Annotated in this window: 12 protein-coding genes; 9 read left to right on the top strand and 3 right to left on the bottom strand. The window is 65.7% G+C overall.

From position 1 onward, the window contains the following. Nucleotides 1–314: 314 nt before the first annotated feature. Complete coding sequence (locus tag ABIB35_RS02630; RefSeq protein WP_354178638.1) at nt 315–1,043, top strand: TIGR03089 family protein; 729 nt, start codon at nt 315–317, stop codon at nt 1,041–1,043. Here ABIB35_RS02630 and ABIB35_RS02625 read toward each other — a convergent pair. After that, nucleotides 1,021–1,692 carry a GtrA family protein gene (locus tag ABIB35_RS02625; protein WP_354178637.1) on the bottom strand — a complete coding sequence of 224 codons (672 nt, stop codon included), beginning with the start codon at nt 1,690–1,692 and terminating at the stop codon, nt 1,021–1,023. The genes ABIB35_RS02630 and ABIB35_RS02625 overlap by 23 nt on opposite strands. A 234-nt stretch (nt 1,693–1,926) precedes the next feature. Between ABIB35_RS02625 and ABIB35_RS02620 the strand changes: the two genes are divergently transcribed. The 4 genes from ABIB35_RS02620 (at nt 1,927) to manA (ending at nt 6,634) form a co-directional block, all read left to right on the top strand. Beyond that, nucleotides 1,927–3,051, top strand: a complete 1,125-nt coding sequence (locus tag ABIB35_RS02620) for a 5-(carboxyamino)imidazole ribonucleotide synthase (protein WP_354178791.1) — start codon at nt 1,927–1,929, stop codon at nt 3,049–3,051. Beyond that, on the top strand, nt 3,048–3,575 hold the full coding sequence (gene purE, locus ABIB35_RS02615; RefSeq protein ID WP_354178636.1) for a 5-(carboxyamino)imidazole ribonucleotide mutase: 528 nt from the start codon (nt 3,048–3,050) through the stop codon (nt 3,573–3,575). Before ABIB35_RS02620 ends, purE begins: the two co-directional genes overlap by 4 nt. A 44-nt stretch (nt 3,576–3,619) precedes the next feature. Further along, entirely contained in the window at nt 3,620–5,212 is a 1,593-nt protein-coding gene (locus ABIB35_RS02610; protein WP_354178634.1) for an LCP family protein, read from the top strand. Nucleotides 5,213–5,284: 72 nt separating this feature from the next. Next, nucleotides 5,285–6,634, top strand: coding sequence for a mannose-6-phosphate isomerase, class I (manA, locus tag ABIB35_RS02605; protein ID WP_354178632.1), 1,350 nt, complete (start codon nt 5,285–5,287; stop codon nt 6,632–6,634). 412 nt (nt 6,635–7,046) lie between these two features. On the opposite strand, the gene ABIB35_RS02600 is transcribed toward manA, so the two are convergent. Next, nucleotides 7,047–8,075, bottom strand: coding sequence for a lipid II:glycine glycyltransferase FemX (locus ABIB35_RS02600; protein WP_354178630.1), 1,029 nt, complete (start codon nt 8,073–8,075; stop codon nt 7,047–7,049). A gap of 77 nt (nt 8,076–8,152) precedes the next feature. Between ABIB35_RS02600 and ABIB35_RS02595 the strand changes: the two genes are divergently transcribed. After that, entirely contained in the window at nt 8,153–9,007 is an 855-nt protein-coding gene (locus tag ABIB35_RS02595) for a TspO-related membrane protein (protein ID WP_354178628.1), read from the top strand. An 84-nt stretch (nt 9,008–9,091) separates the two neighbouring features. Then, nucleotides 9,092–10,195: a DNA alkylation repair protein gene (locus ABIB35_RS02590; RefSeq protein ID WP_354178626.1), complete on the top strand. Its 1,104-nt coding sequence runs from the start codon at nt 9,092–9,094 to the stop codon at nt 10,193–10,195. Between the two features lie 112 nt (nt 10,196–10,307). Here ABIB35_RS02590 and glpX read toward each other — a convergent pair whose 3' ends face one another. Continuing rightward, nucleotides 10,308–11,348 (bottom strand): class II fructose-bisphosphatase, encoded by a 1,041-nt coding sequence (gene glpX / locus ABIB35_RS02585; protein WP_354178625.1) that lies wholly within the window; start codon nt 11,346–11,348, stop codon nt 10,308–10,310. A gap of 166 nt (nt 11,349–11,514) precedes the next feature. Between glpX and ABIB35_RS02580 the strand changes: the two genes are divergently transcribed. Beyond that, nucleotides 11,515–12,099 carry a DUF4245 domain-containing protein gene (locus ABIB35_RS02580; RefSeq protein ID WP_354178623.1) on the top strand — a complete coding sequence of 195 codons (585 nt, stop codon included), beginning with the start codon at nt 11,515–11,517 and terminating at the stop codon, nt 12,097–12,099. Nucleotides 12,100–12,179: 80 nt separating this feature from the next. Next, nucleotides 12,180–12,815 (top strand): carbonic anhydrase, encoded by a 636-nt coding sequence (locus ABIB35_RS02575; RefSeq protein ID WP_354178622.1) that lies wholly within the window; start codon nt 12,180–12,182, stop codon nt 12,813–12,815. Nucleotides 12,816–12,838: the final 23 nt, after the last annotated feature.

Below are 12,838 nucleotides of genomic sequence, written 5' to 3'. Positions count from 1 at the left end.
CTCCCGGTGTTATTGTCCCTGCAGCGGATCTTTGAGCCCTGCCAGGCACAATCAGCCTGCTTGGAATGCATCTTGGTGGTGGATTGCTGGAACAAATCCGATACCTAATTACACGCGTGTAATACGATGCCGTCAAGCCGTTTCGGCATCCTATAGAGTCGACACCTCAGATCCCGGGCACGCCACGCCCGGATTTAACGCCTATTTACCGGCGCGTCGCGGTTGCACTTTGAGACCGTAGAAACCCCGCGTGCGGGCTCAGAACTGCCCGCAGCGCCGGCACGCTCCCGCACTCCACAGGAAAGAGCCCCGCCATGCCCGCCAAGAAATCCGTTCCCACAATACTGAGCACACTGCGCACGCGGCAGGCAACGTCTCCGGCGCTGATTTGGTACGGCCCGGACTCCGAGCGGATTGAACTCTCCGGCAAAGTGCTGGATAACTGGGTGGCTAAAACATCAAACCTGCTGGTCGATGAACTCGACGCCGAGCCGGGCATCCGCCTGTGGCTGGACCTTCCGGTGCACTGGAAAACCCTGGTGTGGGTGCTTGCCGCTTGGCAGACCGGATGCACCGTGATCCTCGGCGAGGCTCCCGCCGATGCCTCCGCTGCCCCGGATGTGAGCGTCACCGCGTCGCAGGAGGTGCTGGAGTCCGCCGAGGGAACAGTGGTGGCCGTGGCGCCGGGCGCGCTGGCGCTGAGCTGGCCCGGAGCGCTTCCCGCCGGCGCGGTGGACTTCGCGGCGGAAGTCCGCAGCTATGCGGATACATACACCGGCGGGGATGAGGCCGAGGAATCGTACACGGCCCTGCACAGCTCACTGGGAGCGGGCCTGACCCTGACCTACGGCCAGCTGGCGGAAACGGCCGACGGCGGTGCGGCGCAGACACTGCTGATTCCGGCTACGGCGGATTTGCCCGCAGTGCTGGCCGCGGCCCTGCGGACCTGGGCTGCAGGGGGCACAGTGGTGCTTGCCGCGGCCGAGGTCGCCACGGAGCGTCTGGTGTCCGCGGAAAAGATTACTGCGCAGCTGGAGGCGTAGGCTCCGCTTCCAGGCTTGACCGTCCGTGCTCACGGCCGGTTCCGGCGACAGCGGACCCGGCCGGCCCCGCCGCAGTGGTTGCCGGGCCGGCTGCGCCAACCCGCGTGGAACCGTTTGCGGTGCGGCTGTCGACGCCCTTGCCGCGGGCCTGTTCCTTGGTGCCCTCGTCGAGCAGTTCATAGTCGTCCTGATATCCGGGCTCTTCGTCCAGCTCAGCGTTGAAGACCCAGAACCGGTAGGCAAAGAACCGCAGGATGGTGGCAACGCCAATGCCTACGATGCCGGCAAAGCCGAGCCACTTGGCGTCCGTGATGCCCAGCGGATACTGCGCCACCCAGGTGAAACCACTGGAGATGACAATGCCCACGCCGTTGATGATGAGGAACAGAACCAGTTCACGCGTCACGTTGTTCTGGCGGCGCCGCCGGAAAGTCCAGAATCGGTTTGCCACCCAGGAGAACAGGGTGGCCACAGAGGCACTGATGAGCCGCGCCTTGGTAGCGCTCCCCTCAAGAACACCGTGATAGAGGAGCCACCACAGCCCGTTGTCAACAACGAAGGCGAAAGCCCCCACAGTGCCGAACTTCGCTACTTCCCGCCAAAACAGCGAGGCCAGCCCTCTAATGCGCACAGACAGTGATGAAAACATGATCCTCCGAGGCCGTTGGTGCGCCGCCGGCCGGGATTGCCGAAGCTGGACACAGTACCCGCTGCTCATCGAAAGGCAGACGGTAAGACACAATATTACCCCCGTATTTTGGGAGTTGTCTGAGGGTGCCGCCGGGACACCGCCGCACAAAAGAAGTTTGCGGTCTCTTTTCGGTAACCTAAGGTCGTGAGCTTTCCTATAATTGGCGTCGTCGGCGGTGGCCAGCTGGCCCGGATGATGGCCCCCGCAGCAGTTGCCCTTGGTTTCGAACTTCGAGTTCTGGCCGAGGGACCTGACGTTTCCGCCGTACCCGCTGTTGCCCACTCCACGGTGGGGGACTACACCGATCTGGAAACGCTGAGCGCGTTCGCCGCCGGGGTGGACGTGCTGACCTTCGACCACGAACACGTTCCGGGAGCACATCTGAGGGCGCTTGCGGCGGAGGGTGTCAACGTCCAGCCCTCCCCCGAAGCGCTCATCCATGCCCAGGACAAACTGGTGATGCGGGCTGCCGTTGACCGGCTGGGTCTGCCCAACCCGCGCTGGGCCCCAGTATCCGGCGTCGCCGATCTGGTGGACTTCGGCAAAGCCGCCGGCTGGCCGGTGGTCCTGAAGACCCCGCGCGGAGGCTATGACGGCAAGGGCGTCCGGATTATCAACGACGCCGATGAAGCTGCCGCCGCCGCGGATTGGTTCACCGGCGAACCGCTCCTGGCCGAGGAGAAGGTGCCGTTCAGCCGCGAGCTCTCCGCCCTGGTGGCCCGGACCCCGCAGGGTACCGCCCTCCCCTGGCCCGTGGTGCATTCAATTCAGGTGGACGGTGTCTGCGATGAGGTCATCGCCCCTGCCCAGGACCTGGACCCGCAGGTGGCAGCCGCCGCCCAGGACGCCGCGCTGCGGATCGCAGCGGAACTGGGCGTCACGGGCGTAATGGCCGTTGAGCTGTTTGAAACACCCGGACAGGGTGCCGGCTTCCTCATCAACGAACTGGCAATGCGCCCGCACAACTCCGGACACTGGACCATGGACGGGTCCGTCACCGGACAATTCGAACAGCATCTGCGGGCCGTCCTGGACCTCCCGCTGGGCGCCACGGATGTCCTGGGCGGCGTCGTCGTCATGAAGAACTATCTTGGCGGTGCCAACTTGGATCTGTTCAGCAGCTATGCTCGGGCACTGGCTGCCGAGCCGGCGGCCAAAATTCACAACTACGGCAAATCGGTCCGGCCGGGCCGCAAGATCGGGCACGTCAACGTGGTGGGCCGCAGCGCAGCGGACCTGCCCCGGGTGCGGCGCAGCGCGGAACATGCTGCTGCCATCCTCCGTGACGGCCTTGATTCCCAGAAGGAGAACATATGAGCAGCCGCGACACCCCCCTGGTAGGACTAGTCATGGGCTCTGACTCCGACTGGCCAGTCATGGACGCCGCCGCAGCGGCGCTGGCCGAATTCGGCATCCCGTATGAGGCCGACGTCGTATCCGCCCACCGGATGCCCACGGAGATGATCGAGTACGGCCAGCAGGCGCACCGCCGCGGGCTGCGGGTCATCATCGCCGGAGCCGGCGGTGCCGCGCATCTGCCCGGCATGCTGGCCGCTGTCACTCCGCTTCCGGTCATCGGTGTTCCGGTGCCGCTGAAATACCTCGATGGCATGGATTCACTGCTGTCGATCGTCCAGATGCCGGCCGGTGTGCCCGTGGCAACCGTCTCCATTGGCGGAGCCCGGAATGCGGGGCTCCTGGCCGTGCGGATCCTTGCGGCCGGCACCGACCCGCTGGCCGCCAAGCTCCAGCAGCAACTGCTTGAATTCGCGTCCGGACTGCGCCAGACCGCCCTGGCCAAGGGTGCCAAGCTGCGCACCTCGGTCACCGGCAGCGACTAAGGCCGCCCATGGACCCGAGGAACAGAGATAACGACGGTGCCGGCATGCTGACTGATCCCGTGCGGAATCCGCAGTCGGCACCGCCGCGCACCCGCACCAAAAGGGCCTTCATCCTGCTGCTGCTCACACTGGTGCTCCCGGGGTCCGCCCAGGTGGTGGCCGGCAACCGCAAGCTTGGCCGGCGCGCCCTGCAGGTGACCTTCACTGTCTGGGCCCTGGTCCTGGCCGCACTGGTGCTGGCCCTGACCAACCGGGCCATGCTGGTAAACCTTGTCACCAACGGCTGGACCTCCTTTATCCTCATGGTGCTCCTGGCCCTGCTGGCAGTGGGCTGGGCCCTCCTGTTCCTCAATACCCTGCGCATCATCCGACCGCCACTGCTGGAACGACGGGTCCGCCCGCTGATCGCAGGAATGCTGGCTGTCCTGGTGGTCTGCACCAGCGGCGGGCTGGCCTACGGTGCCTACATGCTCAACGTCAGCCGTCACGCCTTCGGCAGCATCTTCGCTTCCGGACCCTCCTTGGATCCGGTGGACGGCCGCTACAACTTCATGCTGATGGGCGGCGATGCCGGCGAGGACCGGACCGGTCTGCGCCCGGACAGCATGTCCGTGATCAGCGTTGATGCCAAGACCGGCAAGTCCATCACCTTCAGCCTGCCCCGCAATTTCCAGAACGCCCCGTTCCCCGCCGATTCCCCCATGACGCAGGTGTATCCCGACGGCTATAACTGCGGGGACGAGTGCATCCTCAACAGCCTCTACCAGACGGTCATGGAGAACTATCCGGATCTGTACCCGGAATCCGCTGACCCGGGTGCAGAGGCCATGATGGATGCCGCCTCCGGCATCCTGGGCCTGGAGGTCCAGGCCTACGTCATTGTGGATATGGAAGGTTTCTCCAAGCTGATCGATGCCATGGGCGGCGTCACCATCAACGCCGGCGGCTGGGTTCCCATCACGGCCGGAGAAATCCCAGGGACCAATCGGCATTATCCGCCGGACGGTTGGATTGAACCGGGCACGCAGAAGATGGACGGCTACACCGCCCTTTGGTATGCCCGCTCCCGCGAGTTCGTCACCGACTATCACCGAATTGCCCGGCAGCAGTGCGTCCAGCAGGCCATGGTCGCCCAGCTGGATCCCGCCACGCTCCTGACCCGGTTCCAGGCCATTGCCTCCGCCGGTGAGCAGATCGTCAAGACCGACCTCCCGCAGGACCAGCTCGGCAGTTTCCTTGACCTGGCCCTCAAGGCCAAGGGACAGCCGATGGAACGCCTGACCATCGGTCCGCCGGATTTCGGCACTGCAGCGGATAACTTTGTGACCTATCCAGAATTTGACCAGATTCAGACCCGGGTGGCGCAGATGATCTCCGGCCAGGACGCGGAGCCCGCGCCCGCGCAGGCTCCCGCCGCCGGAGACGACGCCGCCCCGGAAACCGCACCCGACCCGGCCACGGATACCAGCACGGACATCGGTGCCGAAACCGGGCAGTCGGACCCGGGAACCGCGGCCCCCGAGCAGCCTGAACAGCCGGAGATCACTCAGGAGTATCTGCAGTACCTGGCCGAAATCCAGGACGATGCCACGCTGGGGGCACTCCTCAACAACAACGGTGACTGCAGCCCCGGATAGTTCCGTCCGGCCGCGGCAGCCGCCGCCGCACCAGCCACCCGCGCCACCCGTCCATCCTTCGAAAAGAGAGCCATGTACCTGCTGGACAACACCCTTCGGCCCTACGCCTGGGGCTCGCTCACTGCCATGGCGGAACTCTTCGGCCGGGAACCCTCCGGGTCACCCGAAGCGGAGCTGTGGATCGGCGCCCACCCGGGTGCGCCGTCGGCCATTGTGCCCCCGGTGCCTGCCGCCCGGACGCTGGACGAGCTGATCGCTGCCGACCCGTACCAAATGCTTGGCCCGGAAGCCGCTGACACGTATGCCGGGGTCCTCCCCTTCCTGGCGAAGGTCCTGGCTGCGGGGTCCCCGCTGTCCCTGCAGGTCCACCCCACGCAGGAGCAGGCCCGTGCGGGGTTCGCCGCAGAGGAGGCCGCGGGACTGGACCGCGGCGCACCGGACCGCAATTACAAGGACCAGAACCACAAGCCCGAAATGATCTTCGCCCTGACTCCTTTCGAGGCGCTCTGCGGTTTTCGCGAGCCCGACGAGGCCGCGGACATCTTCCGAGCTGCCCTCCGCGCCATCTCGGCGCGGGGCACCGAAGTTCCCGCGCTGCTCTCCTGGGCGGTGGATGAACTCTCCAGCGGGCATCCGGCTCCGGACCGGTTGCAGGCAGTGTTCCGCGCACTGATCAGCGACGGCAATGAGGTCCGCGAAGCCGTCCGGGTAACCGCCGAAGCGCTGGCTTCGGCCGGTGCGGATGCTCTGGCACCCTATGCCAGGGAACTGGAAACGGCAGTGGAACTGAACGCGTATTACCCGGGCGATCCCGGGGTGCTGCTGTCCCTGCTGCTGAACCGCGCCTCGCTGCAGCCCGGCCAGGCGGTTTATCTGCCCGCCGGCAACGTGCACGCCTACCTCAGCGGCCTGGGCATCGAGGTCATGGCGTCCTCGGACAATGTGCTGCGCGGTGGTCTCACGCCCAAGCACGTCGATGTGGCGGAACTCCTGAAGACGGTGGATTTCCGCCCGCTGGGCGTACCCGTGCTGGAACCGGTCTTCACCCAGATGGGCCAGGAGCTTTACCGCCCTCCGGTTAGCGAATTTTCCCTGCAACGGATCGACTTGGAACAGCGTGTGCAGGACCAGGGCGAGGGACACTCCCCCGCGTCCATGTCCGGTTCGGACGTCTCGGTGCTGCAGAACGGCCCCACCGTGGTGATTGTGGTGCGGGGCACCATCGTTCTGGACTCCCCCAAGGGTGACCTGGTGCTGGAGACGGGCCAAAGCGCCTTCATTCCGGCCGCAGAGGCGCCGGTGATCGCCAAACTTTCGGCGCATTCGGCCCAGCACGACGACGGCGCACTGGCCTTCGCCGTGACCGTCGGCTCCGCGGACGTGGACGAGCCCAGCCCTGACGCGCCCCGGCTGGCCTTCTAGGTCCCGGGGCGGACTGCCGTTGCCCTCCGCGCTCCGCCGGCCCGCCGAGTGTAGAGACAATGCCCTTCCGCCTCGCCGAGTGTAGAGACAATGCCGCAATAAGTGAGCCATTCCCACACGAGCTCTACTCTCGACGGCGAAAAAGCACGCGAGCCCGACACTCGATCCGGGTTTCACCACACCGCGTTGCTTACGCCGTGGCAAGAGCCGAGTGTAGAGACAATGCCCTTCCGCCTCGCCGAGTGTAGAGACAACGCCGCAATAAGTGAGCCATTCCCGCACGAGCTCTACTCTCGACGGCGATATAGCACGCGAGCCCGACACTCGAACCGGGTTTCGCCACACCGCGTTGCTTGCGGTTTGGAATCGGCCGAGCCAAGCGGCACAAGCCCTACACTCGGAAGCGAAAAACCTAGCGGCGGATTTTGGCTTTGGCTGCCCCCGCCAGCCCGCGCAGCTTCCGCAGTCCGTTCTTGGCCAGCGGCAGCGCGGTGGTGAAGACCGGATACAGCGGGGAGAGCGGCTTGTCCCAGGTCCCTGCGAGCTGGTTCTCGTGCTTGGCCCAGCCCATCTTGAACTTGGACACGCCATCGTTGAGCAGCCCGTTGAAGTCGTAGCGGGTGATGCCGCGTTCCTTCATGTCGGAGATCGCGTGCCACTTCAGCGCATAGTTGGCGCGCAGGTGCTCTCCCTCCTCCGTCATGCCGCCGTACAGCTCAAAGGCGGTGTAGCCGCTGGCGGACAGCCACAGGAAGGCGACGACGTCGTCACCGCTGAAGGCCGCATACACGGGCGAATCCTCGCCCAGGTTATCGAAGATATCCAGGTAGTAGCCGTCTTCATGGATGCCGAAGCCGGCGCGTTCGGCAGTCTGCTTGTACACGGCCAGGCACTTGGAAATTTCCTCCCGTGTGACGCGGCGGTACTCCAGCGCCTCGCGGCCGGACTTTCGGATGTACTGGCGGTGCTTCTTGGACATATCCGCGAGCAGCTCATCTTCGGTCCGGGACAGGTCCAGGATCAGGGTGCGGCCAATGAGGATGGTGTTGGCGGAGGCCCGGAATCCGGCGGCCGGCAACCCTGCGGCAATCTCGCCGTCGGCGTCCCAGTCCGGTTCGATGCTCAGCGCCACCGGGCCGTGGGCGTCCTTGACGTAGTCGCTGACCGCACCGAGGACCTCGAGCTCACGCCCGGGGACGGACTGCGGGCCGCGCGGAATGTAGGCGAGCGCCTTGAACGGGAACGGCAGCCGGCGCAGCAGCACCTGGGCCGCTCCCACTACTTTGCCGCCGTCGTCCGCAACCAGCAGGCGGTCCACGCTCCAGTTGTGCTCGGCTTTGGTCTTGCCCCAGCCCCACAACTGCTGCGGGTGTCCATTGAAACCGTTGACGGCTTCGTTCCAGCGGGCGGAATCTGAACAGGGTGTAACGCGCAGTGTCATGCTTTCCAGCCTACCGGGGGTTGCCGGGGCTCCCGTTGCGGCTCCCCTGTGGTCCCGGCCACTTGTTAGGCTCAACTATGACTACTTCAACCTCTGGCACCGGTTCGGCGGTCTCCGGCCGCACCACAGATCTGTCCCGGCAGCTGACGGTCACCCTTTGTTTTGTCATCTGCGTTGTCGGTTCCATGATCGGCGTGGGCGTCTTTGGCGGCACCCCCATTGCCGAAGCGGCAGGCGGCGCGCTGAACGCCGACGCCACCTATCTGGCCCCGGCCAGCGGCGCTTTCTCCATCTGGTCGGTGATCTACACCGGCCTTGGCGCGTACACGATCTGGCAGTGGCTGCCGTCCCAGCGCAGCTCCTTACGCCAGCGTTCCCTCGGCTGGCTGGTTGCGGCGTCACTTCTCCTGAATGCCGCCTGGATCCTGAGCGTCCAGGCCGGCTGGGTGGCCGCCAGCGTCCTCGTCATCGCGGCCCTGCTTGCGGTCCTCGCGGCCTGCTTCGCCCGGTATTCCCGGACACCGGCGGCCAACTGGATTGAGGCCATCGCCGTGGACGGCACCCTGGGCCTGTACCTGGGCTGGGTCGCGGTGGCCACCTGCGCCAACACTGCGGCTGCCCTGACCGACGCCGGTTTTGACGGCTTTGGGCTTGCTCCGGAGGTTTGGTCCGTGGCCATCCTGGCGGTGGTCGCGGCCCTGGGCGTGGCACTGGCTGCCTACGGCCGGGGACGGTTGGCACCTGCGGCAGCCCTGGCCTGGGGGCTGTCCTGGATTGCCGTGTCACGCCTGAACGGCGAGCTGCTCTCCACCGGCACGGCCGTCGCCGCAGCGGCTGCCGCCGCCGTCGTTGCCCTGGCCGCCGTGGTGTACCGGATCATCGGCCGCAACCACCTCCGCACCGCAACGACGCAGTCCGCCGCGCGCCGCTAACCCGCAGACCCGCTGACCCGCAGACCACAACCCGCACCAGCCACCAGCTCACCCACCAGAACCACACCGCAGGGAGATCCCACCATGCCGTCCGCCGACGAGCTCATCAGCGCCAGCACCGTCCGGACGCTAACGCGTGCCATCGGCGCCGCCGCTCCGGAGGCCACGCTCACTCAGCTCCGGGCCGCCGAGGACCGGTTGAACGGGCTGGCGTTGCGCGAACGCTCCGATCTGCTGCGCGACGCGCTTCTGGCTGACCTCCCCGGAGACTACGCCGACCTGGCACGTACCCTCCGGGCCGCCCTTGGCGAGCCGGGCTTCACGGGCTGGCTCATCTGGCCGGTCACGTCCGCGGTTGCGGCCAAAGCCGTGAGGGCCAACACCCCCGCGTCGTTCGACGACGCCATGGCCCTGCTGGCCGAGCTCACCGGCCGCCTGACCTCGGAGTTCGCGATCCGGACTTTGCTGCGGCATGACGCGGACCGCGGCCTGGCGATCGTGGGCGCGTGGACCGTCTCGCCGGACGACGACGTGCGCCGGCTGGCGTCCGAGGGAACCCGCCCCTACCTCCCCTGGGTCATACGGGTCCCGGACATCACCGGACGGCCGGGCATCACCGTTCCCCTGCTCGACGCCCTCTACCGGGATGAGAGCGACTATGTCCGCCGGTCAGTGGCGAATCACCTCAATGACCTCAGCCGCGAGAATCCCGGCCTGGTGGTGGATACGGCACGGCGCTGGCTGGCTAATCCGGCTCCGCACACGCAGGCTTTGGTCCGGCACGCACTCCGCACGCTCATCAAGCGGGGCAACACCGATGCGCTGACCCTGATGGGCTTCGCCCCGGCAACCGTGGAAATCACCGGGCCCGTGCTTCACGCCGCCAGTGTGCCCTTCGAGGGCAGCGTGCGTTTCACCGCTACGGTCCGCAACACCGGCGCGGAACCGGCACGGCTGGCGGTGGACTACGTCGTGCATCACCGCAAGGCCAACGGAACCCTGACCGGGAAGACCTTTAAACTCACCACGGCAACGCTGGCACCCGGGGCGGAGCTCGACGTCGTCCGGGAGCACTCGTTCCGGCCCATCACGACCCGCCGCTATTACCCCGGCCCGCACGCTGTGACGCTGCAGGTTAACGGTGTCCCCTCCGCCCGGACGGAGTTCGAACTCCTCCCCCCGCCGTGATGAGCGTCCGTCGCGGGGCCGTAACGCCGGCTGTTGGGGCCCTTCAAGCCCCTAACAGCACAAAAACCCCGGAACCAGCCGGTTCCGGGGTTTTTTGATGGGGTGCCGCGGTCTACTTCAGGCGGGCGTAGGACTCCCACTTGTGCGACTGGTGCTCGCCGTCCACCACGCGGATGGTGCCGGACTTGGAGCGCATCACGATGGACTGGGTCAGCACCCGGTCCTTCTTGTAGCGCACGCCGCGGACCAGGTCGCCGTCGGTGATGCCGGTGGCGGCGAAGTAGCAGTTGTCGCTGGTGACCAGGTCGTTGGTGGTCATCACGCGGTCCAGGTCGTGGCCGGCGTCGATCGCCTTCTGCTTCTCTTCATCCGAGGTGGGCCACAGCCGGCCCTGGATGACGCCGCCGAGGGTCTTGATGGCGCAGGCGGTGATGATGCCTTCGGGGGTGCCGCCGATTCCCATCAGGGCGTCAACGTCGGTTCCCTCGCGGGCCGCAGCGATGCCGCCGGCAACGTCACCGTCCATCAACATCCGGGTGCGGGCACCGGCGTCGCGGATTTCCTGCACCAGCGGCTTGTGGCGGTCGCGGTCCAGGATCATCACGTTGAGCTGGTTGATCTTCTTGCCCTTGGCCTTGGCGATCAGGTGCAGGTTCTGCTTGACCGGCAGGCGCAGGTCCACCATGTCCGCAGCTTCGGGACCGGTGATCAGCTTTTCCATGTAGAACACGGCGGAGGGATCAAACATGGTGCCGCGTTCGGCCACGGCCAGCACCGCCACGGCATTGTTGAGGCCCAGCGCGGTCAGGCGGGTTCCGTCAATCGGGTCCACTGCAACGTCGCAGAGGGCGCCGGTGCCGTCACCGACATACTCGCCGTTGTACAGCATGGGAGCTTCGTCTTTTTCGCCTTCACCAATGACCACAACACCGTTGAAGTGCACGGTGGAAATCAGGGAGCGCATGGCGTCGACGGCGGCGCCGTCTGCCGCGTTCTTGTCGCCGAAGCCCACCCAGTGGCCGCCGGCGATGGCTGCCGCTTCGGTCACCCGGACCAGTTCGAGGGCCAGGTTCCGGTCCGGCTCGTCGTCGCCGACTGCTAGGGCTGGGGAAAGTGTTGAGTACTGAGCGCCTTTGGACACGTCTAACCTCATCTTCGAAATTTCGATGCGAACCGTTTGTCGAATGACCAAAAACGGATGATCCTTGCTCCGATCATAGTCTGAGTGGCATGCGCCACCACCCATGGATCGACTTTTCCGAAAGAGGCAGTTACCGGCCAACTAGGAGTTGGACGCCCCGATAAGGGATCATGGAAGGGTGAGTGAGCAGCAGCAGGACCAAGAGACCCCCGTGACCCCGGTACTGACCAAGAAGCAGGCCCAAAAAGCCAACGCCACGGTCATTGGGATGCTGATTGCCACTGGCATCACGCTGCTGCTGGTCCTGGTCCCGGTACTGCTGAACCCCTCCCCCAAGTCTGAAATCCGGAACGTGGACGTGCAGCAAATTGCCGTACAGGCCGCCGGCGACGCCGGCTATGCCCCCTTGGCGCCGGATCTGCCGGATGGCTGGAGTTCAAATTACGCCCGCTGGGAGGCCTCCAACAGCAGCGGCGTCCCGGTCTGGGAAGTGGGCTATATCACCCCGGAGACCGACTTTATTCGTCTTTCTGAGACCAATGCCGGAAACCCCACCTGGGTTGCTCAGACCTCCGGGGACTCAGTAGTGGCAGGCGAACGTACCGCCGGCGGACAGACCTGGGAACTGCGTGACTCCGCGTCAGGCAAGGCCAGCATGGTCCTGGAAATGAACGGAATCACCGTTGTCCTGACCGGAGAAGCCGACCTCGCCGAGTTCGACGTCCTCGCCGAAGCTGTGGTCCGGGATCTGACTAACGGGTAACCGGCAACGGGTAACGGGTAATCAGTGCCTAAGGTGCGAGGGTTACGCTAAGAACTGTGAATGAACCCACCTCTTTAGTAATGACCCCGGCCCAGGCATGGCAGACGCTGCATGAGGGCAATGCCCGCTTCGTCGCCGGTAAATCGTCGCATCCCAACCAGGATGCCAACAGGCGCAGTTCCCTCGTCCACGAGCAGAACCCTTTCGCGGTGATTTTTGGCTGCTCCGATTCACGGCTGGCTGCTGAAATTATCTTTGACCTCGGGCTCGGTGACGCCTTTGTCATCCGCACCGCAGGACAGGTGATCGACGACGCCGTCCTCGGCTCGCTGGAGTACAGCATCGCCATGCTCGGAGTGCCCCTGATCGTGGTCCTCGGCCATGACAGCTGCGGTGCCGTCACCGAAGCCAAGCGGACCGTCGAGACCGGCGAAATGCCCGGCGGACACCTGCGCAACCTTGTGGAACGCATCACACCGTCGGTTCTGGCCGCCCAGCGCAACGGCCTTAGCGACGTCAACGACATGGTGGTGGAGCACACCAAGCAAACTGCCGAGCTGTTGGTGGAAAGTTCACCGCTGATCGCTGCAGCCGTGGAGGAAGGCCGCACCGCCGTCGTTGGCGTGTCCTACCGCCTGGCCGAAGGACACGCGGACCTGGTCTCGGGTTACGGCGCCCTCACCCACCCCGCCGTCGTGCGCTCCCGCCTCTCCTAGCCCCGCCTGGTCCGGTTCCCGGC

Source organism: Arthrobacter sp. UYP6 (assembly GCF_040547315.1).
GTDB lineage: Bacteria > Actinomycetota > Actinomycetes > Actinomycetales > Micrococcaceae > Arthrobacter_B.
Note: the sequence above shows the minus strand (reverse complement) of the source record. Positions and strands in the feature narration are given on the sequence as shown.

What these genes read in the sequence shown, in the direction of transcription:
- ABIB35_RS02600 (WP_354178630.1), bottom strand. Translation starts at nt 8,075, where the DNA reads ATGACACTGCGCGTTACACCCTGTTCAGATTCCGCCCGCTGGAACGAA.
- ABIB35_RS02595 (WP_354178628.1), top strand. Translation starts at nt 8,153, where the DNA reads ATGACTACTTCAACCTCTGGCACCGGTTCGGCGGTCTCCGGCCGCACC.
- ABIB35_RS02590 (WP_354178626.1), top strand. Translation starts at nt 9,092, where the DNA reads ATGCCGTCCGCCGACGAGCTCATCAGCGCCAGCACCGTCCGGACGCTA.
- ABIB35_RS02575 (WP_354178622.1), top strand. Translation starts at nt 12,180, where the DNA reads ATGACCCCGGCCCAGGCATGGCAGACGCTGCATGAGGGCAATGCCCGC.
- glpX (WP_354178625.1), bottom strand. Translation starts at nt 11,348, where the DNA reads ATGAGGTTAGACGTGTCCAAAGGCGCTCAGTACTCAACACTTTCCCCA.
- purE (WP_354178636.1), top strand. Translation starts at nt 3,048, where the DNA reads ATGAGCAGCCGCGACACCCCCCTGGTAGGACTAGTCATGGGCTCTGAC.
- ABIB35_RS02630 (WP_354178638.1), top strand. Translation starts at nt 315, where the DNA reads ATGCCCGCCAAGAAATCCGTTCCCACAATACTGAGCACACTGCGCACG.
- manA (WP_354178632.1), top strand. Translation starts at nt 5,285, where the DNA reads ATGTACCTGCTGGACAACACCCTTCGGCCCTACGCCTGGGGCTCGCTC.
- ABIB35_RS02625 (WP_354178637.1), bottom strand. Translation starts at nt 1,692, where the DNA reads ATGTTTTCATCACTGTCTGTGCGCATTAGAGGGCTGGCCTCGCTGTTT.
- ABIB35_RS02620 (WP_354178791.1), top strand. Translation starts at nt 1,927, where the DNA reads ATGATGGCCCCCGCAGCAGTTGCCCTTGGTTTCGAACTTCGAGTTCTG.
- ABIB35_RS02610 (WP_354178634.1), top strand. Translation starts at nt 3,620, where the DNA reads ATGCTGACTGATCCCGTGCGGAATCCGCAGTCGGCACCGCCGCGCACC.